The sequence below is a fragment of the Paenibacillus sp. JJ1722 genome (genome assembly GCF_048282685.1).
Classification (GTDB): Bacteria; Bacillota; Bacilli; order Paenibacillales; family Paenibacillaceae; genus Paenibacillus; species Paenibacillus polymyxa_B.
The window spans coordinates 1,843,483-1,865,908 of record NZ_CP182500.1 but is presented as its reverse complement, the minus strand read 5'-3'; the positions used below and the strand labels follow the sequence as shown (position 1 = coordinate 1,865,908).

Annotated in this window: 25 protein-coding genes and 1 pseudogene; all 26 read right to left on the bottom strand. The window is 34.6% G+C overall.

From position 1 onward, the window contains the following. Positions 1 to 69 precede the first annotated feature (69 nt). On the bottom strand, positions 70 to 1,977 hold the full coding sequence (locus ACM1ND_RS08370) for a CHC2 zinc finger domain-containing protein (RefSeq protein ID WP_418027572.1): 1,908 nt from the start codon (positions 1,975 to 1,977) through the stop codon (positions 70 to 72). Positions 1,978 to 2,065: 88 nt separating this feature from the next. Continuing rightward, the gene (locus tag ACM1ND_RS08365) at positions 2,066 to 2,779 is read right to left on the bottom strand and encodes a helix-turn-helix domain-containing protein (RefSeq protein WP_418027570.1); all 714 of its coding nucleotides are present in this window, start codon (positions 2,777 to 2,779) and stop codon (positions 2,066 to 2,068) included. Positions 2,780 to 3,033: 254 nt separating this feature from the next. Continuing rightward, positions 3,034 to 3,387, bottom strand: coding sequence for a hypothetical protein (locus ACM1ND_RS08360; protein ID WP_418027568.1), 354 nt, complete (start codon positions 3,385 to 3,387; stop codon positions 3,034 to 3,036). Continuing rightward, positions 3,380 to 4,579: a WXG100 family type VII secretion target gene (locus ACM1ND_RS08355; protein ID WP_418027566.1), complete on the bottom strand. Its 1,200-nt coding sequence runs from the start codon at positions 4,577 to 4,579 to the stop codon at positions 3,380 to 3,382. Before ACM1ND_RS08355 ends, ACM1ND_RS08360 begins: the two co-directional genes overlap by 8 nt. A gap of 642 nt (positions 4,580 to 5,221) precedes the next feature. Continuing rightward, positions 5,222 to 6,007 carry an LPXTG cell wall anchor domain-containing protein gene (locus ACM1ND_RS08350; RefSeq protein ID WP_418027564.1) on the bottom strand — a complete coding sequence of 262 codons (786 nt, stop codon included), beginning with the start codon at positions 6,005 to 6,007 and terminating at the stop codon, positions 5,222 to 5,224. Between the two features lie 25 nt (positions 6,008 to 6,032). Continuing rightward, entirely contained in the window at positions 6,033 to 6,632 is a 600-nt protein-coding gene (locus tag ACM1ND_RS08345) for a C39 family peptidase (protein ID WP_418027562.1), read from the bottom strand. A 531-nt stretch (positions 6,633 to 7,163) separates the two neighbouring features. Beyond that, the gene (locus ACM1ND_RS08340) at positions 7,164 to 8,582 is read right to left on the bottom strand and encodes a helix-turn-helix domain-containing protein (RefSeq protein ID WP_418027560.1); all 1,419 of its coding nucleotides are present in this window, start codon (positions 8,580 to 8,582) and stop codon (positions 7,164 to 7,166) included. A gap of 732 nt (positions 8,583 to 9,314) precedes the next feature. Continuing rightward, positions 9,315 to 10,169 (bottom strand): tyrosine-type recombinase/integrase, encoded by an 855-nt coding sequence (locus tag ACM1ND_RS08335; RefSeq protein WP_418027558.1) that lies wholly within the window; start codon positions 10,167 to 10,169, stop codon positions 9,315 to 9,317. 743 nt (positions 10,170 to 10,912) lie between these two features. Continuing rightward, on the bottom strand, positions 10,913 to 11,140 hold the full coding sequence (locus ACM1ND_RS08330; protein WP_322159166.1) for a hypothetical protein: 228 nt from the start codon (positions 11,138 to 11,140) through the stop codon (positions 10,913 to 10,915). After that, positions 11,137 to 11,793, bottom strand: coding sequence for a hypothetical protein (locus ACM1ND_RS08325; protein ID WP_418027556.1), 657 nt, complete (start codon positions 11,791 to 11,793; stop codon positions 11,137 to 11,139). Before ACM1ND_RS08325 ends, ACM1ND_RS08330 begins: the two co-directional genes overlap by 4 nt. A 279-nt stretch (positions 11,794 to 12,072) precedes the next feature. Next, on the bottom strand, positions 12,073 to 12,231 hold the full coding sequence (locus ACM1ND_RS08320) for a hypothetical protein (RefSeq protein WP_274484668.1): 159 nt from the start codon (positions 12,229 to 12,231) through the stop codon (positions 12,073 to 12,075). A gap of 333 nt (positions 12,232 to 12,564) precedes the next feature. Beyond that, positions 12,565 to 13,101, bottom strand: coding sequence for a 3'-5' exonuclease (locus ACM1ND_RS08315; RefSeq protein ID WP_322159164.1), 537 nt, complete (start codon positions 13,099 to 13,101; stop codon positions 12,565 to 12,567). A 36-nt stretch (positions 13,102 to 13,137) separates the two neighbouring features. Then, positions 13,138 to 13,338 carry a hypothetical protein gene (locus tag ACM1ND_RS08310; RefSeq protein ID WP_075154499.1) on the bottom strand — a complete coding sequence of 67 codons (201 nt, stop codon included), beginning with the start codon at positions 13,336 to 13,338 and terminating at the stop codon, positions 13,138 to 13,140. Positions 13,339 to 13,399: 61 nt separating this feature from the next. Further along, the gene (locus tag ACM1ND_RS08305; RefSeq protein ID WP_418027554.1) at positions 13,400 to 13,987 is read right to left on the bottom strand and encodes a metallophosphatase; all 588 of its coding nucleotides are present in this window, start codon (positions 13,985 to 13,987) and stop codon (positions 13,400 to 13,402) included. A 148-nt stretch (positions 13,988 to 14,135) separates the two neighbouring features. Beyond that, positions 14,136 to 14,324 carry a hypothetical protein gene (locus ACM1ND_RS08300; protein WP_418027552.1) on the bottom strand — a complete coding sequence of 63 codons (189 nt, stop codon included), beginning with the start codon at positions 14,322 to 14,324 and terminating at the stop codon, positions 14,136 to 14,138. Positions 14,325 to 14,360: 36 nt separating this feature from the next. Beyond that, positions 14,361 to 14,528, bottom strand: a complete 168-nt coding sequence (locus tag ACM1ND_RS08295) for a hypothetical protein (protein ID WP_155613662.1) — start codon at positions 14,526 to 14,528, stop codon at positions 14,361 to 14,363. A gap of 44 nt (positions 14,529 to 14,572) precedes the next feature. Continuing rightward, complete coding sequence (locus ACM1ND_RS08290; protein WP_418027550.1) at positions 14,573 to 14,818, bottom strand: hypothetical protein; 246 nt, start codon at positions 14,816 to 14,818, stop codon at positions 14,573 to 14,575. A gap of 57 nt (positions 14,819 to 14,875) precedes the next feature. Beyond that, positions 14,876 to 15,328 (bottom strand): hypothetical protein, encoded by a 453-nt coding sequence (locus ACM1ND_RS08285; protein ID WP_418027548.1) that lies wholly within the window; start codon positions 15,326 to 15,328, stop codon positions 14,876 to 14,878. Positions 15,329 to 15,631: 303 nt separating this feature from the next. Next, the gene (locus ACM1ND_RS08280; RefSeq protein WP_418027546.1) at positions 15,632 to 15,853 is read right to left on the bottom strand and encodes a hypothetical protein; all 222 of its coding nucleotides are present in this window, start codon (positions 15,851 to 15,853) and stop codon (positions 15,632 to 15,634) included. A 161-nt stretch (positions 15,854 to 16,014) separates the two neighbouring features. Continuing rightward, positions 16,015 to 16,630: pseudogene (locus ACM1ND_RS08275) on the bottom strand (stalk domain-containing protein). A gap of 654 nt (positions 16,631 to 17,284) precedes the next feature. Then, positions 17,285 to 18,247, bottom strand: a complete 963-nt coding sequence (locus ACM1ND_RS08270) for a DUF4062 domain-containing protein (protein WP_418027544.1) — start codon at positions 18,245 to 18,247, stop codon at positions 17,285 to 17,287. Between the two features lie 151 nt (positions 18,248 to 18,398). After that, complete coding sequence (locus ACM1ND_RS08265) at positions 18,399 to 18,875, bottom strand: hypothetical protein (RefSeq protein WP_418027542.1); 477 nt, start codon at positions 18,873 to 18,875, stop codon at positions 18,399 to 18,401. Positions 18,876 to 19,327: 452 nt separating this feature from the next. Continuing rightward, the gene (locus tag ACM1ND_RS08260; RefSeq protein WP_418027540.1) at positions 19,328 to 20,422 is read right to left on the bottom strand and encodes a hypothetical protein; all 1,095 of its coding nucleotides are present in this window, start codon (positions 20,420 to 20,422) and stop codon (positions 19,328 to 19,330) included. Between the two features lie 533 nt (positions 20,423 to 20,955). Further along, on the bottom strand, positions 20,956 to 21,582 hold the full coding sequence (locus ACM1ND_RS08255) for a hypothetical protein (protein ID WP_418027538.1): 627 nt from the start codon (positions 21,580 to 21,582) through the stop codon (positions 20,956 to 20,958). Between the two features lie 42 nt (positions 21,583 to 21,624). Next, the gene (locus ACM1ND_RS08250) at positions 21,625 to 22,029 is read right to left on the bottom strand and encodes a TatD family hydrolase (protein WP_418027536.1); all 405 of its coding nucleotides are present in this window, start codon (positions 22,027 to 22,029) and stop codon (positions 21,625 to 21,627) included. Continuing rightward, positions 21,954 to 22,400: a KAP family P-loop NTPase fold protein gene (locus ACM1ND_RS08245; protein ID WP_418027534.1), complete on the bottom strand. Its 447-nt coding sequence runs from the start codon at positions 22,398 to 22,400 to the stop codon at positions 21,954 to 21,956. The genes ACM1ND_RS08250 and ACM1ND_RS08245 overlap by 76 nt, the downstream gene beginning before the upstream one ends. Positions 22,401 to 22,426 lie beyond the last annotated feature (26 nt).

The window sequence follows — 22,426 nt, the reverse complement described above, 5'->3', positions numbered from 1 at the left end:
TCAGAGAAAAGGCTGCACTAAAGAAAGGCTCTGAGAAGGATTTTTTCATTTTACCTTCTCAGCCCATAACTAATCTGCTTTATAGATAATCTGAGGATAACATGGATTCCCTTTACTATTCATCGGAACGTCAATACCTAGTCTCTCGGATAACTCTTTATTCAGTTTTTTCTTGACCAACCCATAAGAATCCAAAAATTCAGCCCGAATGGTTTTCATCATTCCAACTTTGTATATAGACTGTCCTCTCCAATGTAAATGTAAACTCTCTTGGATTTCTTTTTCTGTCGTCCAGCCCTTTTGTTCAATAAGCGATAATCCAATCTTAACTAATTCATCTGCAATAGCAATATTAGTAGCTGAAAATTTTTCACCCTTCATCTGAGGATAAACTTTATCTGCTACTTCTTCTCCATGGCCTCTGTAAATCATCTCTCGCGTTAATTCTTTTTTAGTGTATCCCTTCTCTTTCCATTCCATAGCTCTCTGCTCAGCAGATCTCCGCACACTGATAGTATAAGAAGGGAATGTATAAAAGTTTTTCTGATACTTATAATGATTCTTTAACTGGAATTCAACTGCTTTCTTCTTCAAACTCTTAGGTAGTTCTTTTGGGTTAATCTTATTAATCATTCCTAGATATGTATAAAAATTGATGTCCTTAGTCACTTTATCAACAGAACTTTTACCTAAAGCTGCCGTGATACTTTTTAAATCCTTAAAGAAAAGAACGTTTCCTTCATTATCTGTATAGTTTTCGTTTGTAATATTCTGTATTGCTACATTATGTAGTGCCACCAGATTGGGGACATTCCTCACAATCAGTTTATGTAGATTTGGTTCCAGTTCCTCTAATTCTCGACTTAACAGCAAAGCAATATTGGATTCGAGTTCTCGTTTTTGCTGCTCTCCCCATACAGAAAGCTGATCATCAATCATATAGATTTCTTTAAGTAGTTCTACAACCTGCCCACGCCTGATCTCTATTTGCCTATCTTCAAACAATTTTTCAATACATGTAATAATATTGCCTGAGAATCCACATCCAAAACAATGATACATATAATCCCCAGTTTCTTCTTTAACATTAATATATGCTGAAGGATCACCATCATCATGGTACAGACAGTAGTGTTTATGGTTGACTCCTAGTAAAGTTGAAAAGTCTATTTTATAGAGATACCCATATAAATCATACTGTGATAATGAAATTGCAATAGGTTTAATGACTGATTGTAAGTAGCTAATGTCACGATTGATTATGTATTCTATATTATTAGTTGTAGTCTGTGTTATTGATTTACCTTGGATACTTGGTAGGCAAAAGGGGGGAATATTATTACCACTAGATAAGATATAATGTAACCCCTTCTTACCCTCATCTTGTTGAAGAAATTCATCCACATTTAACCTATTACTGAAGTCAAACCTACGTATGTCCGTCCCACCGTAAAACAACCGACTTTCTTCTAAACATTTGCTATCTATGTATGGATACAAATGTTTAAAACTCGTGAATATATCCCTAATCATATCTCTGTTGTAGACTACCCTGTCCAACGCAATAACAACTCTGAATTTAGGATGATCATCTGTATAGCTAAAGGACTTGTACAAGAATAAAGCAAAATCTTTAAAATGATCAATCGCTTCATCATACGTCATACGAATATCTTTTATCTTCTTTTTATTCTTCGGTTTTCCTGGTAAAGGATCAAATACTTCGCTTTCGTTATCAAAATCCAAGAAAACCAGTTGTTGGCTACTCCAACATTCTTTAGACTTTCTAATCTTTCCGTTATATGCATGTCCCAAAAAAGCTGGTAATACCGTCCTACCTTGTTTTATTGCTAGGATTAGCTCCTCGATAGTAAGATCTGTTGGATTCTTCACTATACGATTAACAATTCCACCAGCATCCGTTGGTTTAGATGTGTACGTCTGCTCATCTAGCATTATTTTAAATTTATCTTTCAAAAGTACATACTACTCCCTTCGTTAATTTGTAAACTTAAAAAATGTGTTTGATTTTCAAAGAACAATCGCATAAAGTCTTATTTCCTCACTAACGATCCACATCTTTAAAGAATGGATCTTCCTTAATTCCTAAGACATGATTTGGAGAAAGTAACTTATATTTATGGAGTAATGCCTCTAATTCTAGAATAAAAGCGTTCTCTTCTCTATGCCCAAATGCCAGTTTATTCTCTTTATTCAGAATGTATATCAGTGATTGAATAGCAGTAACTTGGCTTGAATTGCCCTCAATTTCTATACCTCTGTTTGTAACTTGAAAATAGTTATCTTCCTCAAGAAAGTTGCATACTTCTTTCAGTAAATTAAAATGATGATCCAGAGAAAAATCACTTAAAAACGACTCATTATAAAGAACACCTTTAAGTCTCAAAAGCAGTTTCTGTAGTGCTAGTTCTTCATACTTTGCTCTGATTTCATGTTCATGTGGATCGAACATCACCATTATTTCATGTTGAATGCCTTCATCATCTTGAACAACATCTGGAATAAGCATTGAGTTTTTTTTAGAGAGTCGATTTAAATATTCTAATTCAATCTGGACTTTCTCCACTTCATTTAATTCTTTTTGGAAATACTCCTCATCAATTCCAAATATTTTCGAAAGTGCCTCCAATTTCGGCTTAGGAATTGGCCTTTTTTTGCTCAACCATCCCATAATTGTTGGAGAAGATATCCCTAGCTTCTCAGCTAGCTTTTTATATGTACCATTGTAAACTTTGACTATGTGTTCAAGTCCAATCAATTTAATTTAACCCCTCCTTTGACTAATCGATTAGGCATTTCCTTTAAATACAATATAACAGATGGCTAATCGATTAGTCAATGTTTTTTTGCATTCTAAATATATAGTTGGATTTAATTAAAACTGAGATTATTTAAAACTTTAATAGCGATGATTCGGTATATCATATTAAAATGAAGCTGTATATCCTTTATTCAGATAGGCTAACTACAAAAAAAGCTTACTCCCTATGTTTAAGGAGCAAGCTTCGTGGATTAATTGTCTTCTGAATCTTCATTCCATAATCTATCAAATTCTTCGTCCGTTAATCCATCCTCTTTTGTATGAGGAGCATAATAATGTCCATTAGGATCAATTAGATATTTGACCTGTTCCTCTGCATCTGAGATCACAATTGTATACTCATCATCTGCTTGGAATACAGTTGGAATTATACTTACCATTACAAGCCAAACTGGGAGATTGGAATCGTCAAACTGAGTATAAAATTTTACAGTACGTTCCTTTGTACCGTCTATTGTTCCAGAAAGTTTATACTTCTCCTTGTAGTTCTCAGCTATTTGCATAGCTCGTTCTGCTGTTAGATGTTTACTTATCTTTTCACTCATTATTTTCAAAACCTTTCCAGCCCGGTGGAGGCCAATCCCCGTTTCTTAATTTATAGATATATTTTTGTGAAAAGAGAATTTCACCATCATTAAATAGCTCTTTGCTTTTCATGATTTCATTATAAACGAATTCTTCTCTCTCAAGAGTGCTTTGTTGTAAATAGTTATCCTTCCCTAGTTCCTTCCACTGCTTGGCATGATAAGACTCATGAATTGCACTCAAATTTGTCGGTTCTTTTCTCAAAACTATTTCTCCTGTAGCTGGATTAAAACCAGCCGCAGCACTTTCAGGCAAAATTTTATCTTTTTTATCAATCAAAACCTTTATATCTAGTGCATCCATTTCTTTTTTAAATGACTTCATTTCACTAACATTCATAATTCTGTGTCCAGTTGGCGTTCCCTTCCTCTGACCGCTTACAGGCATCTCTTCCCACGATTTCAAATCTAGATCATAGCCTTTGGGAAATGGTCTAACTTCACCGTTTAACTTTATTGTACTACCAATCCCAATTTTAGGCTTGATTACCAAACTAACTCCTCCAAACAATCCTGCTGTACCGATCATATTAGCCCAGTGTTCCTTTGACCAGGCATTGTTTGGATTAAATGCTCCCTGAATCATACCCGTTACTCCAAATGTACCGAAATTGAGCATGTCATTCCATGAATCGTTTTGTTTAGCTGCCCGTTCCATGTATCCTTGATACATTCCTTTTGGAATACCATACGACATATAATCTAAGAAGCTCCAAACTGAATCAAACTTTTTCTCATAGCGTACTGAATTAGCATCTACAAAATCCTGACCTAGTTCAGTTAAGCTATCTACTGATTTCTGGAATGCATTTCGTGTATCTGGAGCAGGAACAGCACATGAATTAGGTGGAGGTGGTAAACAACTTGCGTCAATGTTACCTGCTTCCATCAAATCTGCTAATCTGAATTTATCTGCATGGTGACGTAATTCCCTAGCAATAGAATCCGTCAAGGTAACAAAGTCATTCATATTCTTCTGAGAGGTTTGGAAGGAATAGTAAAAGTGCTCTTTAGTCAGTCCTTCCCACAATTGCCCCATAGATGAAATTTGTTGTACTAAGTTACTATTCATTTGAGTTGCCGTTTGCTGTTCTAACTCAAACTGCTTCGAGACAGACATAAGCTGTTCTGGTGTCACTTTAATGGTTGTCATAATATACCTCTAGTTTGAGTTCGTTATGACATAATAACACTATTCAAATTTATGGAAAACCATCTTAATTCCTAATTGTTATGTGAAGGATTAACCTTTCTACCTACGTCTAAAGGCCTTATAGTTGTAACGAAAACCATATCCTAAAACTCAGAAATGAGTGTTAGAAGTTTTTATAATTATGTAGTTGTTGCTTGGTTGTGCTAATTTCTTGAGCAATACTTAATTGTGTTTTAGGCTCGTATTCTTTTTCATGTACTAGTAGCTTCTATACTCAATCCATAAGAATATGCCCCTAACCAGTTCGCCGCAACTTTCTGGCATGTATAGGGGCATTCATGTATGAACATATTTAATGAGCTGATAACTAATTATTTGAATTTTTCCATTTAAGAAATGTATTTATGGCAATAACAATAATTAGAAAGATAAGCAAAACATTAGTTATAGTAAGAGTGCTATCTATGTTGCTCAATCTAATTTCAATGTCTTGTAAACCTGAGCTAGTTTTATCTCCTATTTCACTTATGCTAGAACTCATCCGATTTAAATACTGCACTATTTCACCTATATTCATACAACACACCAATCCCGTCTAATTATATCAAAACTATTACACGGTTTATTGTATACAAGATTAATCTATACCTTTTTTCTTCTTTTAATTACGAAAATAATGCCACCAATAATTGCCAACCCAGCAATAGAAAATAATGACACTTTTTCTGTGCTGATTTTGCTTGTAATGGTCTGCGAAGTAGTCGAGTTTAGATTAGATGGACTACCTCCAGAGATCAGTTCATCTGAATCATTTTTTTCTGAAGCTTCTTGTCGAGCCTTCTCATTGGCAGATAGAAACTCTACAAACTCCTGTAGATTGTATACTTTCAATGGCTTAAAGTCCATGTATACGCTCTCTCTAAGAGGAACCACAACTTCCTTCCCATCTATATCAGAAATTAGAGCAACCGTAGCCAGTCGATCATCATATACCAGTTTACTGCTTTCATCGTAGCCAATCAATTTTTTTGCTTCTTCGAATTGACTCGGAAACTCAAGATCACTATAAGCTGATCGTATTCTTTTCCCATCTTCTGAAAAAACAATACCGTTATTTTGTTGTCCACTTTTTATGGAAAATAAGTACCCTTTAGATTTTAAAATGTCATTAGCTCTATCTGTATTCCCTGATCTAACAGCTTTAGAATTAACAGTGTAAACCTTAAAACCTTCATCAAGAGTTAAATTTTCCGCTTCTTTAGTAGTTGTTATTTTAAATCCTGTATTCTTTCTAATATCATCTTTGAAATTCCCCAAATCCTTTTCAATAGATTGCTTAACTTCTTGCGGAACCTCATTTGCCGCTAAGACCGTTATAGGAAACAATAAGATACAAGAAAACGCAATACCAATTATTTTTTTATACATTTTATCAGTCCTCCTTAGTCTCATTTTAATTAACATAAATTTCGTTTATAGTGCTATACCAACTAAAATCTCTATTATTAACAAATCCATCATAGTAATCTATTTTATCCATCTTTTCACCAACGGCAGGGTCTTTGTAATATACTTTTTGAAATCCTAAATTTGTATTATCCGAATATCCATTTATTAGATACATATGTCCAAGATCAGAATCGTCCTTCCACACGATATGTGCTAATTGCGGTTGATTTCTTTTTATTTGAGAGATAATAGTTCCAAAGGGTATCGGCTCTTTATCAATTGTAGAGTGCAACCCCCCATATTCTAACGCGCTTTTTACTTCCTTATCCGTGCCTCCCTTATTTACGAGGCTACCTTTAATATATTTTACGATTTGAGATTGAGTTTTATTTCCACCTAAATGTTCTATAGCCATCTGTGAAGTAGCAGCCCAGCACCAATTAGATTTCTCTTGTTTATGCGAAGGCACAGGAAGAGATTTGTAATCTATGTAACTAGGCGTGATTTTGTCTGAATTGATCTCTTGGGCTGATGTTAATGGAGCGATAGCACTAAGTGCTAATACCCCCATAAGCACAAATGATGTCATTTTGATTTTTTTCATGTAATGACACTTCCTTTCTTCTTATTTGGAATACAACCCAATAATATCACAGAAAATATAATAAAATAACATTTTATTCAATATTATTGCAAAAACAGTCATTTAGCACTATATGAACTATTTTTTTGTATGTTAAAATATGAACAGTTTTAATAAAACAGCATCCTTCTGCTTCCTTAATAACATACAACGTTAAAGGTATTACCATCCTTTGACGTAAACCGTTGTCCCTTATCGTAATTTCCTCCTTATTCAAATCCTCATTTTAGTTAGTTTGAAGTAATTGCCTTATGAATCATAAAAAAGACCTACTTTAGTTGTAGGCCTTGGAATAGAACATTATTTATTAATAGATTTTTAAGAGTTCCTCACGGTGACCTGTTGGGTTCGTAATTAGAACTATTTAAGGAATACAGTTTTAAAGAATTCTTCAAATCAATTAGCATTTAAGCTCCTCCATGTGTTGCAAAGACTTGAAATCCTCCAATATGACTATCCACATAAATAGGGATAGCTAAGGTAAACAAAAAACTACTCGCAATGATCAACATTACCGTTTTTTTCAACATTGTTTAACCACACCTTTTCAATGAGATTGTAAAACTCTGTTTTAGTTTCAGGAACCGCATGGGCTTTGAAACGCACAAACAACCCCATACAATTTATAAAATATGTCTCATTATTTAGTATATGCGCTTTTACCATTGAACAAAACAAATGATTAAAGCCATCATAATGCATCCCATGATTTAAATAGTAATAAGCCAATTCATATCCGCACAGTGCCGAGTATTCCGGTATTACTTGCTGGGTATACATATCATCTGATAATGGTCGCTGAGATAAAGACCCAATCTCTGTTTCGAATCGTTTAAGTATATCGTTTAAATCAAGCTCATAACGGTTAGCTGCCATCATTATGTTAAGTAGTTGAGTAACCCTATCTTCTTGAATCGTATCTGATGATTCATCAATATAGTTTAGATATTCATGAAGCACACTCACATCACCAGATAAAAGCCTATAAGCAAGTATATTAGCTTGTGACCAATGTTTAAACAAACCAATCCAGTGCTGGGTATCCTCATCGGTCTCTCTAACCCAATCTAAATTGGAGTAGGCATATGTATAGTGTAATGCCTGCTCATAATTACCCTGCTCTTCACATGCATTAGCACAGAGCAAGTCTGCATAAGCGATGTACACAAACAAGGGACGACTTAGCTTGTCGCTAGATTCGGTCTGTTCTCGGCTGTTCTGTTGATGTTTTATTGTATATTGGATCTCGGCTTTAGCTCTCATTTTCCTCGCTATCTCGTCAACCTTATCCCATTTACGCAAAGACCTGTAGACGTTTGCCAAATCCTTTAATGCATCAAGTTGGTCTATTTCATCTAGGCGTTCGACAAAAGCTTCAAATACGGCTGCCACCCCGACATTTTGGCTTTGATCGTCACTAATCCGAATTTTGAATATGCGATATTGACAGATGGCTAGGCGTTCAGAGTGTTGGTACTTCTCAGCTTCAGCTACCCCCTCATAGAGTATCAATGCCGCTTCTAGTCGTCCCTGCGCCAACAATCCTTCTGCAATTTCAAATAGTTTGGGCGAATAGAGTAGATTGTCCATGATGGCTCCCACCACTCGACGGATCGCATCCAACTTTTCCAACTCCGCACAGCGATATAAAAACGGTTCAATTCGCCTCATATTAGGAGGATGGTCAATGATGTAGTTTTCTATAAATAGATCATAAAAGTGACCTTCTGGTAAGCCCATAGCTTCAGTAATTCGATCAAGCTGATTAATAGACATAGATTTATTACCTGTTACAATGCTACTTATTATTCCCCTATTCATCCCTGCGATTTGTCCAAATTGCGATAATGTTAAGCCTTCTTGTTGTAGAAATTGTTCCAATTCTGCTCTAATCGTGGGTGTAATTTTCATCTATAAACCACCCTTTCAACGTAGACTAACAATACGATGCATAGTTAAAATTATTATGTAGTTGTGAAACAAGTAGTAAAATACCCTAACGATTTTGATTGTACCATCTTTTGGTACAAAATCATATACTTTTCATATATGTAGTTAAGATACCTTTTAGGATAGTTTACGATGATTTTATGATTAAGGGTATCGTCTTTATGCATATGTATAATTTATTTAGAAAATCATAATACAACTCATCCAATACAAAGTTACCAGATTAATAGTTACATTCGTATAACCCTTGTAATTTATCGGTATATTCGGTTTAGAATTGATATGTGAAGCAGACCAACAACGTCCACAATTTGCGTATGGTATTGAGTCAAAAAATAAACTGACTCGCGGAGTGGAAGTGCTATGCCCATATTTATGGAAATTGAATGGTAATTTGATTTAAAATACCCCCGGTATCTATAACATTGGATAAATTTTGAATATATTATAATTCGCTACTTAAATTCCCCGGCATCGGAGAAAATTGTTCATAAGCTTAATCACCATAAGCCAAATAGCTTCAGTGTGGGGCTAGATGTGTTACTTCAATATTTGTAAATTATAGTTGTTATTTGGGTGTAAACTATCCCCCCTTATTCAAATCACTCACCAATATATGGTTATTAAACAACAAAAAAAGCCTAGATATAAATCATCTAAGCCGTGAGTGTGTACGTAGTGTACACATGATTATTATGAGAATGCTCTTTCAATTGCTGTAATCATTTCTTGTTCATCTGGTTTAGAATAGCGGCGCGTTACATTTACATCTTTATGCCCAGCCATTTCAGCCACAACTGCAATATCATTCCCTGATTTAACAAGGGTACGCACAAAGGTATGTCTGAGTGCATGGGGATGTGTTCCATACTTACTTAGCATATGCTGTACTGTTCGAACTGAAATACGTTTACGTTCATTACTGATAAACAAGGCTTCGTTTTCATCCGTCCTTGAGTCAAGGTATTTACTGATATGATAACGTACATCAACAGCTAGTGGTAAAAAACGCGACTCACCACCTTTACTTTCGCGTACAATCAATTTCCCTCCACGTTCTGACATAGCTACATCACTACGATTGAGTGAGCATAGTTCAGATACACGTAAACCACATTGCATCAAAACATACATGATAGCAATATCTCGTAAAATCCCATCCTTTTCAACTTGACGAAGTATACGTTTCCGTTCTAAGTCGCTTAGTGACTTGGGGGCTGTTTGTGTTTGTCTTTGAGGTCGAGTACGCTTAATCCGATCAACAATATCAGGTCGAGAGATGAAACGAGCATACACACTCAAACAAGCAAACACTTTATCTACTGTTGATGCGCTCTTTCCATTCTGTTCTAAATATTTTATGTAGGCTTGCACATCATATCTCGTTAAGTCATTCAGTTCTCCTCCATTGGGTTCAATCCAGCTTACAAAAGTATTCATTATTCTCATATATGTACGGACAGTATTTTCACTCTTACCAAGCTCTTCTTGTTCTTTTAGGAATGACTGTACTTCTACGCAACATTTTTCCATACTTAGCTCCTCCATATCTATTACTTCTACGACACATTATAATATAATTATTGCGTGGAAGTCAACTTCTACGACACATTGATTATCTATAAGTATGTTCTCTTTGGAAGGCTCCATATGTCTCTAATCAATCATCATTGATATTTATAGAGTTAGCTCTGTTCTGCCGGACAAAATGGTCAGCAGAAAACCATCTTGAAATTCAAGACGGTATTAACCAAGTTAGTTAGCACTGATATGGATAGTTGGACACAACGTCCAACCCAATGAGCAACTTAGAAAATATCGAAGTCGATGTATTAGGTTGATGCTGTGTTAACCATTGAGGGCATGCTCAACTCTGAGCGTACTATAAAGGATAAGCCGCATCGACACCCTTATCGAAGCTCAATCGTCAAAATTGATAATATGATGATAAAGCACTTACTCCATATGGCTTTTTGAGTCATTGTGGTTCAAAATTGTACCATAATATATTTACATCGTTACCGTATCGAAAAAATAGCTAAAATGTAGATAAATAAAGGGATTTATGAAGAATTGCTTTGCATCGTGACTTCAATCGTAGGTATCGAGAAATAATGTGCAAAAAAACTTGATATATCAAGGGATATTTAAGTTTTTATAAATAAAATTGCGTAAAATCTAATTTCGAAATATCCTTTATTTATCTATATTTTTGAAGACAGCAAAAACGAATCGTTAATCGTAACACGAATAGCGGAGTGGAAGTGTTATTTTCATGTTTTTTCACTCTATCAAGCTGTTTCTATATAATAGAAGAAACTCAACTTTACCTCACGTAGTTCACGCACAGTCATTTCTTCAACGGTTTTCGTCTCACCAGTTGAAGGGATAGTGTATTCTTGATCAATAAACTCTAGACGGTCAATTGATTCAGGTAAGGATAGCATTTCGAATATTTTACCTAATGGCAGTTGCGATGTCGCATCTCCAAACTGTTCATAAGTCTTATAAACTTTCAATCTTGCTCCTCTAATTTCTCTGCTTCTTTTTCCTTTCTTATTCTTCTTTCTTTCCTATCGTAAATTTGAACAAACTTGGCAATTTGTTTTTCTATTTTTTGTAATTCTGAGTGAATATCTCCAATATCCCGATAAATCTCATTTTCATACCCTGCGTACATATTTAAATCAACCACGTATGATCTTTCATAAAGGTTGCTTTCTAAATCTTCAAATCGGATGCATATATTAAAAATTGGGAATGTTTTTTCTGTATCCATTAACTCAAAAAAACTTCCGATGAAGGCATTTAAAGTTTGGTTAGGAGCTAAAAAAGCTACAATGTTGTTTAGTATATATATCCTTTTTAAATTTGCAGGTAAATCCTCTCGATTTACAGGTGTAAGAATCACTTGTATATTTTTCGCAGCATTTATTCCAATGTTGGACAGTTTAAAAGATACATCACGAAGATCTTCAGACTCAAGGTAAGCAACAATGTTTGGCGTGTTGTTCTCTTGTCGGATTTTTTCATTTTGTCTTAAAGCATCAGCACTATACTTTTGTGAGTTTCTTGCAAACCATACGTTTAGGGCGGTCAAAAGAATGGTTAGTATGATATTGACTAGACTTACTAAATTTAAGTTTTCTGTTGTCCATTGATTTATGCTCATCTTATCTCTCATTTCTTTAAGAAAGTAAACTTTTATTCATTTTTAAGTAGCTTTTAGTTATATATCTATCAACAGCCTCTTTTACTCCAAGCAAATACTTAACAGAATATAATATCACTAAGCAATCGATAGCTCACTTTCTTTTGATAAGAATAAGTAAATAATTTGCCTACTCGCGTCGTCGAGGTATTTTGTTATAACTCTGTTGACCAAGAGAATTTCTCACCAATTTTCAAATTCCGATCAATATCTGCTATTGTTGCCATTGTCTCTTTCGATTCAAGATTTTTTACCGCCTGACAGCAGAAACGATGTAAAAGATGCTATAGCAAATAGACCAATTGAAGACAGTATTGCTCCCCATCCCCAATCATCATACTTGAAAACAGCAAGATATATTGATGAAAATAAACCTATACGAACTATCCATTTAGCCATTATATGCCTCCATGATTATAGTAAAAAAAGATTTGATTAAGTTTGATTCTATTTTTCTTTTGGTTTAATGTTTGCAAGGTAAACAATCAATACTAGATAAAACAAAGAACATATCCATGCCAACACTGGACCTTCTTTCCAAGGAGACACGTTATAGATAAAATTAAAAGGCAAAGCAAATACAACTATCAGTAGAACAACAAAAACAAATTTTATAAACAATGTTTCTCTCCCCAATCTAATGGTGCCACGTAGAAAGAATAGAGCAACTAGAAATATAAGAACCTGAATCCAAGGCATTTTTTATATCACTCTTCCCGTAAAATGTACGATTTATCCAAACTTTAATTGGTCAAATATCTTAACAAAAATCCTTGAGATATTCTTTGCATCATCAATTCCTCTATGATGAGTACCCTCCAATGGCAAATTAAGCATCTTTAACGCTCTCTCCATACCAACTCCACGATCATTTCCAATCAGTTTTCCATGCTGATGTTTAATACTTATATGATTTCTAATCCATTCGGTTCTGATTTTATGTAACTCACAATCCTTCTTCAGTTGACTCTTATCATAAAATCCCCAAGAACAAAGATGATAGGGTTCTTTACCAATCCATTCTTGAAACTTATAGATAGCTGTTGGAAAATATGTTGCCGTATCAATATCTTTCTGTGAAATTGAAGTTAGATTCTTACAGAAGTCAGATAATTGTGGGTTCATTCTAGGTTTGATAAAAGTTTGGAATTCACCCACAATATCAAGCTTGTCGTTTACCTTCACAGCTCCAATTTCGATAATTTCATTCTGCTTTGATCGATCATTCTCCCAGCAAGTAGCTTCTAAATCAAAAATTATGTAGTTCATTTCTTAATCCTTTCTCACGTAAAATGTTTGATTTATCTATAGTAACCAATCTGATGATTCATAGCGTCTTGTGAAATAAAGCACCAATGCCCCGATAAGAAAGGATGTACCTCCAATAAAAAAACTTCTTAGACTATTTATGCTAAAAGCCATCGCTATTATTGCAACTCCCAATCCACAAGGAAAATACCCGAAAATACCTCTTACCAAAGCCATGAAAAAGAATTTCCGATTCATAAATCACCCTCCTCTCTAATATGCAATTTATTATACAAACGAACATATATATAAATCAGTTTCATAACGTAATTTCTACTATATCCGTATACAACAACCTCTGATCCTTGGGTAGCTCAAAATCATGGTGAAAATGCCCAAAATACCATTGTTTATAATCTACTTTTTTCTCTATATTATAAAAATAGGGATGCATTTCATCCAAATCCATGTGAATGCCACAACGCTGCGTTATATACTCTAATGCTGTAGTTGAACACGTGTGAGTCAGTATGTAGTCAACTTTCCAATCATGCTTTTTTAAATTCTTTGATCCTTCTTCATATTCCTCTTGAGATGGCATTTCACGACTCCACCATGACTTGCCTTCCTTGCGATACTCTTTGTCATGTGAAGCAGCTCCACCAAATGTAAAGAACTTATTACCTTCAATATCGAACACTTGTCCTCGCATCAAATGAATTACGCTGTCGTTAATCTTATGTACTTTCCCACCATTCCATTGGCTCACTGGATACTCCTCAAGCAAATCAAAGTTCTCATGATTGCCATCAATAAAGAGTGTTGTAAATGGTTTCGTCTTGTCTAACCACTTCAGCCAATACTGATCCTCTTTATCGCCATTCCAGTAATCCAAAGTCTCCAACAATAATAACATAGTCTTTCTTAGTCATTTCTTTTTGCTGTGGGAAATTTCTAGTATTAAGACGCTTATTTACACTTATTGTTCCATGAATGTCTCCTGTAATATAGATCACTTATTGCACTCATCCTCTCTTGTAAAAGTCATATTTTACTTAGACTTCAGTGTACCATTGTCCTTCTAAAATCAACGCACCATTCAATGGTTGAAAATGCTCCCCCCATGTCGTAATAATGTCATAACTATAGACTTTTTCTCGATAGACGCATTTAGCCTTCTTGTCGAGCGAATCCCATCTCTGTAATGCCTCCATAAATTCACAAGTCCGATATCCCTCAAACATCGTAGTCCTCCTTTCTATTTAAAACTCACATTTCATTCAGTCTTCCAATCTTTCAACTGTGATTCGCACTCTTTTACCTGCTAAAACTAAGAGCAGATACTCATTCAAAGAGCAACCTTGCTCTCGATTATCAACGTCTGCGTATGCGGGTTCTCCATTAACTAAAAACACATCTACAATCCCTTCAAAAACATTACTCTTCAAGAAAAATATCACTTCCCTTAAAAAATTCGTTTTACTTTCTATATCTATCTCCACAATTCAAGATTTCGGACACGACTATCTAGATCATCTACATTTGTATCCATGTCTCTAATATGAGATTCTAGATCACTCAACCTCATATCTAAATCTTCAGTGTCTGTCTTTAAGCTTTCAAATTCTTCTGATAGCCCCTTCAGTGCTTTATCCTGCTGGTAGTTAACATAAGACTGGTAGCCCAATAAACCTACAATCAAAACACTTAGGCAAGTAAATATTATTTTTTTTAACAAGCAAGTTTCCTCCAATAATGTTTTATACTATCGGGTGTATATAGAAGATTAATTTTATTATTTATAAATTTTCAAAATTTCTTTTATAAGATCAGTATATAAATTAGACATCTCGTTGTTCCACTCGTATCTAACCTTATCAGTATTATCAAATATTGTTATATCTAATTTTCGTGTTTTGTCTCTTACTTTTGGTGGCAAGAGGTCTAGATTATTAAATAATATATGTCTAATGCTTTCTCTATACTTTATTAGATTAAATTTCGCAAATGTTTTACTAGATTCAGAATCATATTCGTATGAAATCATCCTCTCCTGACCATCAGCTTCAAGCACTTGATTTAACACTTTAAATTCTTCATATTTTCTGCTCATTTCCTTGTCTTCAAGATTCCAATTCCTCAGTCTGTTATCTTTTTCTCGTTCTCTGCGTGTTTGAAACCAATTGTTTAAAAGGCTTACTAGTGAAGCTACCAAACCACCTATAAGAGCTGCCCATCCTGCATTCATAACAGTGTCTTCTCCTTGCTTATTCATTTTAAAGGGAAGCGAATTTCAGCAAAAGTGTATTTTATCTTCTTGGTCTTCGTTGATTATATGAATACATTTTGCGCTTTTTCATAATAAAAACCTTGCCGAATTTTATTAAACAACTAGAACAGTATGGTTTTCTTTCTGTATTTAATACGGGCTGAGGATTATGGTTGGAGCAGTTAGGACATGTAAAAGTTATCCCTAAATCCTCTCTGCCTTTTGTGCTCCAACGACCAGGGAGTTTACGCACCTTTTTCACGTTAACACCTCTATTTAATATTAGTCCTCATCATAAACAATATCATAATCTGAGGCATCAACATCTCTACCATTCTTTCGTAAAAAGTCTTCTGTTTCTCTAATTCGCACTATAATAGCATCGTCTTCATTTAGTTCTTTTCCCAATTGTTCTTTTATTCTACAAAGCATGTACAGCTCACTCTCTGCTGAGTCCAGTTGGCCTTCTAGATATCCCTTTTCAAAATCAGATTTTTCAGCCATACATGCCACATCCCCTTATAAAATTATCTTTTTACTTACAACACAGTTATCAATATACAAGCAGAAAAGTATCACAGATTTTATGTAACTTTCTAAAACCTGTGATACTTTAATTAGTATATTGATGGTAGTCAAAAATTCTCTAGCTCATTTACATGGCTCTAATATGTTATTTTCAGAGAGTTATTAATGCTGTCTAATTCAATTCCTGCACCTAATCCCCTAGCAAAAACCTGAGCAGGAACATAGGTAACTCCCTTTATTACTTTAGGTGCTGCGCTCACTGTTTCAGATGATCCATTGTAAAACACTATTTTGTTTCCAATGGTAAGTGTCATTTTGCTATTTCCTTTAGTTACACCAATGGTACCACTATTATTATCATAGTTCAGGGTAGCACCCAAGCCTTCAGCAATCTCACGAAGAGGAACCAAGTTTGTATTCTGATAAATCAATGGCTCACTACTAAAGCTTAATTTATTTCCGTTCACGTAAACTCTTAATCCAGATTCTTTATAAGTTGGCTTCGCTGCTTTAGGCTTTGCAGTGCTCTTTTTAGGAGTCGATTTACTCGAACTCGAAGATGAGGAACTACTTGAAGAAGATCCTCCACCATTATGATAATGATATTCCCCGTCTTGGAGTCCCCACTTAGCACAGTTAGTACGACAATAATGTCCACTATTTTGAATCAGTTCTACCCGGATGAGCATATGCTGTAGCACTGGAAAGAATCAACACTAAGGCAAATGAACTAGCTAATACTTTATTTTTCACTCTTCAACAATCCCTTTTTGGTATTATATACCTAGTATATTAGCACAATGTACCAATAATAAGGAAGAATTTTGTTTCATATTTAAATAAATCCAACAAATGATAAAGAGCTATACCTGTTTACTTCTCCTTTTTTACTTCTCCTACAATGATATAAATAACTCATATGATTAAAGATATAATACTTAACACAAGTAGAACATCATGTCCTTTTAACCTATTCAATGCTATATCCAATGGTGAATCAGCATAGTTTACTACACCATTTGTTACAATAAAGTACCTAGAAACATACAATATAGTTGCTATAAAACAAAATGAGACTCCAGTCGCTCTTCTATTCATTAATTCAGCTCCTTCTATAAATTCTGATTTATAATAAATATATTTTGTAATCAATTATATAATTATAAGATAATAAAAAACACCTAATTACTAGGAGCTTAGTTGTATATCATTTGAGGTGGAATTTTCACATTTACCTGACCAAATATACAACATGCTGTTTGAGTTTCTTCCTCATACGTTAAGTAGCTACGATCTGTTTCCTATCCCCTATTTGTTTCTCTACTCCCTTTACCTATTAGACCAGCTTTTATCTGTCACATAGCAAACAAAAAAGACCGCCTAAGCGATCTTGGTCAAATTAATCTTTTATAAGTCCTTTATTTTTTGTCGCTCTATATGATATAGAGCTTGAAATTTAAGTCCTTCTTTGGAAGTTTGATATCTTTGATATTTGACCCCAGCAACTTTTACCTTTTCCATTAAACCAAAAGTATATAACTTTGGAATAACATCATAGAACAAAAACATCTCAAATTCCTCTGAATGCACATTGTTCTCTATCCCAAAATTTAGTTTACTCGCAAATATAATAAAACAATCTAGTAGTGATAGTTGTCGTTCTTGTTCCTCCTTAAAATAATTGTCTGGTAATCTAACTGTAATTTTAGAAAGAGTATCATTAAGTTGCTTATAATCATATCCGTTTATCATTTCATTTGTTTTCAAACGATACTTTGATTTTTCTAAGTTCTCTTTTAATTTACTGTTTTCTTTTATTAATTTTTTATTCTCTTCTATTAGCTTCGTTTGGTTTTTCTCCGTATCTGCCCTAACCCAACCGATTAAATTCTTATCTTCCTCATAATCTTTTAACGTCTCCATTACACTTAACCTAATATCTTTTAAGTCTTCATAAAATTTTGAGATGTTGCTAAGAGCAAGTATTTTAAACGCTTGATACTTACTATATTGTTCTCTTTCAAGAAAATTGGGATTTTCTCTGGCCTTGTCCATTAATTTTTTCTCTGTAATAACAATAGCAAATCTTCTCTTCCCTTGCTCTCCTGCGTAGTCATATTCCCAATGCGTATAACTTTTTCCGCTTTCGGGATCTATGCTGCCATAACGCCCACCTAAAATCAACATATATACATCGGATTCATCAATCCACCGCTTGATTGTCTCTTTTTGGCTCTGATCTCCTGACTTAAACAACTCCATCCCAGCAGGAATATGCCCTGCATTTAAAACCGCTGTTACTGCTGCCTGTCGTTCTTCAATCATATCTATGTAAGTTGAGGATATAAAAACTTGAAGTTTCTTCTTCATAAACAAAACGACTCCCTCATGTATAATATTACCTATTATACTACAGAAGTCGCCAAACCCGTACAATATTCCTATTTAATTGAAAATAAAATCAGACTTTTGTCATTATGCGAAAATAATTGACCACTGAGTTTAACGCTATGTTAAATCTTCAGCCTCTCTCAACAAAGTACCTGTTGGTCATATACCAAGCTTTACCCTTCACTGTATCAACCATACCCTTCTTGCTATCCAGAAACACAATATCCCCACACTCTTTACAGCCCCATTTGTTCCTTTTATACGCTGACACTTCTATATAAGAAGCACCACATTTACATTCTACCTGAATCAACGTTTTATGCTGGCTGTATGCGTCTGCCAACTGTTCAGTGGCCTTACTCGCTACTGCTGGTTGCTGTATTGCTGCTACATATTCCCTTTGCTCAGAAAATTCATTATGTACCTTAAAATCTGCTACAAGCTCAGGATTCAATCCAAAGTATTCTTTTCCTACTGTCGTCACATATTTGCTCCCCACACGATATGACTCTATCCAGTCCTGTATTTGCTTTCTGGATAGGCTAAGAGTTCCTTTAATACCGCTGTTTAGCGTATAGGTCATTGTGTGATGCTGGTTTAGATTCATATATGAAGCTGCTCCTTTAATCTATCTTATAACGTTCATTATACTATAAATAGAAAACAAAAAAGACGTGGTTGCCCACGCCCTTACAATTAATTAATTTTGACGAATGTGTCAAAGAATTTTTGCCGATTGGATTTATCATAGATATATGGATCAGAGAATTTGTCGTTCCAGGATCTGTCCTCGGTGCTCAAACTTTCGATTTTATACCCTAAGAAATTATTCAGGCTACTTCTATCTAAGTCGATTGAATATGTCTTACCATCAAAAGGCAAAACTATTGAGATGGCGTTTAAATCAGGAAATTGACGTAATTGTCGGGTGATAAAAAAGTGTGGAACCAATTTTGTTGATTTTATTGTGCTTGCCTCGACACGTGATAAAGACGAAAAAAGAATGTATGGAACCGCCAAAATTCACCATAAAAAGAAAGTTGGAAACCACAATAATCCTTAATATACCTCAATTAAATGGGTATAGTCCCAAATGCGCCCTTCCTCTTCGTTTATTCCATAATCCACTGGTTCGCTTACATCATTATAAAGTCTAAAACCACAAGTAGTACAAATTGCCTTACCTGATTTAAAGTAATGCTCCCCTTTATTGATTTTATGAGGGGAGGAATAATTTATATCTGGATAAAGAAAAAGAGTGTCGTAGCTGCATACAAAACAAGTTTTTTTTGACTTGTTTTGTATATCGTATATTTGTCTTATTAAATCTTCTTCATAAATTCGTCGAAGAAGATTGCCGACTGGTTTTTGATAAAGTGCTAATCCAACTGCTTTATAAAATGCAATTGCTTTATGATCCATTATTTTCTCTTCTGATATATTAATTATTTCTTCAATTGGGTCAATATCGGTATAATCGTTATCATATCTCCAATATTCTACTAATTCTTCACCATCCCAAAGATCTTCACATTTAAAAAGTAAATCTTGAACTAGCGGAAGAATCATTCTTACAATAAATTCATCAAGTTTCCTGTAGGGTAAAAAGTATGATCCTTGATGTAACAACTTGTTCCTTAGTATATTAATTTCTTTTATTGCGTCCCTATGCTTAACAATTACATCTTTAAAGGAGCTTCTTGGTAATGCAAATATTCTATTTACAGAAGTATTGTATTCAACTGTCCTTTTAGTAAACTTTATTGCATCAATATCTTTTCCCTCATGTATATATTTAAGTAACTCAGTTTCTTTTACAGTACTTCCATGTAACTTATTGGCTAAATTCCCATTATGGAATCTTAGAGCGTCCTTCAGTAATAATTCTATAAAGTGGTGAAAGTGTATTATGGTTTGCATATAATTCTCATGATAATCGCTAAATTCACATAATTGCTTTTCTTTTGCTTCTGTGAAGTTATTTAAATTGTAATTAAAACTGTGAAGTGTATTATAGGTATTGAAAAACCCCTTTAACGCCAGGGTTAACGATGTTAACGCTGAAGGCGTAATATTTTTACAAGAAAAATAATCATCGGGAAATACTTTTATAGTATATCCAACATTGGAATATCTTTTTACTGGAAGGCTCAATTGCAACACTCCTCACATACATATATGTACTTCATAAATCGTATTATCACACAAATTCTAAATCCTGAAGATGGAAAATATATGGCGAATAAGAAATCTCCTGTTTTTCACACCAAGTTAGCTCCCTAGTACTGTAATGCGCAAATCATCAAACAATTAGCATTGCAAAACCTTGCCATCGTACAGTCGAAGTAGCGGAAAAAGGAATTAAACGATAATACAAATGGTCTATTACGAGAGTTCTTTCCAAAGGGACATGACTTTCACTTGTTGACGGACGCGCAATTAGCGGAATCAGTTCACCTCATCGATTATTACCCTGTAAATCCCTAAACTGGAGATCAGCTTTTAAAACCTTTATGGATAAACTGTCGCATTGGGTTTTTGACAATTGTCAAAAATAGAAGAACAGGCCTCAATGTGAAAGATGGCCTGTTCTTCCATGAGACTAAATCGCGATAAACAACCTATTGACCATGTTGGTCATTGCCTCACCAAGCTCTTGAGCCACAAGCGCACCGAACTCACAGTGCTTACCCAAAAAAAGACTTTTCAACTCTATTCTTGATTAGAGCCTCATTTATTAAATCAAAGCTAAAATCTCGAATCATGTTATTTTTGTTCCTCAACTCATCAAGCATTTGTTGAAGCGTGCGACCTCCATGATCTCTTGAAATAATCGTGTTGATCGCTTTAATTTGCCTAGGGAGTGGCTCGCGATTCTTATATTTTTCAAGTTCTTCCTTGATTTTTTGCATTACCCCACTAGGAGGTCGCCCCCAACATATAATTATCAGGTTAATCGCATTAAATAACTGTTTTGTAGCCGGATGCCAAGAATCATTAAATCCTGTATTTATATTGGTACCGCCGCTTGTTCCAGTTCCCACAGTTTCGGGTGCTAGTGGGTCAAAAAGTTTTAATTTAGGATGATGGATTAATTCAAGAAAGTGATTAGCTGCATAGGTACCGCATAAAAAGGTTTCGGTAACATCACTATTTTTCGCTCGATAAGAGAAGCAATAATAGCTATCAGTAAGTAAATCCTTAGTACAACTTCGACGTTCTTGCCCATTTAACAATCGAACATGAGCAATAGGTTTGATATTGTATTCCTGGACAAGCTTCTCTCTAACCTTTGATGATCTGCACAGTAACATCCCAAACACCTCATTTTCCTAGTTGCCCATATTTCCAACAAATTATCTTTCATTACTATACTTAATTGGCAGCAATACCTGTTTAAAGTTACTTTTTATTTGCAACTCAACATCTGCATAAGAACAATTCCAAAGCAAACCCAAGTATTTCAGAACTAGCGATATATCCTGAGATGTAATAACCTTACCTTCAATTTTTACAAAAGGTCCATCAGTTTCAGTTAATAGTCTGTCTCGCGGAATCTTTTCGATAATTTTACATCCATTAGACGACTGAATCATTGCAGGATTAATCGAGAAATAATAACCTGCTTCAACAATTTTTTTTAGTAAGGACAATGAACCACTATACCAATGAAAAATAGCTCCCTTTATTGAGAAATTATAAACGCGGTCATTGCAGGCACACCAGTTTCTTTCACACCGAATTTTGCAACTCGCATCCAATTCACAGATTTTAAGAGCCTAGCGACTTTTCCTTTAATCTTTGGACCGAATCTTTTATGCTCACCGAGTTGCAAAAGGATCGAGCTAAGAAGCGCTGATTTGGCATCATCATAACCTTCGAAGAGCCAACCATTGAAATATAACACTGCTATTTTTTCGTATTTCTCCTTTTCAGGTGAGTCCGATGGATAATTATCGGGATTCAAATCGTGCTCTAACATCTTCATAATACTTGTTTTACCACTACCCCAGTCCCCAAAAACTCCTAATGTAACGGGGAGTAGTTTGGGATCAGTAACAACCGATCTTATCAAATCAGCATGGACCTTAAAACCTAATAAGTCTTGAGAAGTTTCATTATCTGACCACATTGCAGTGCACCTCGACATTTATTAGT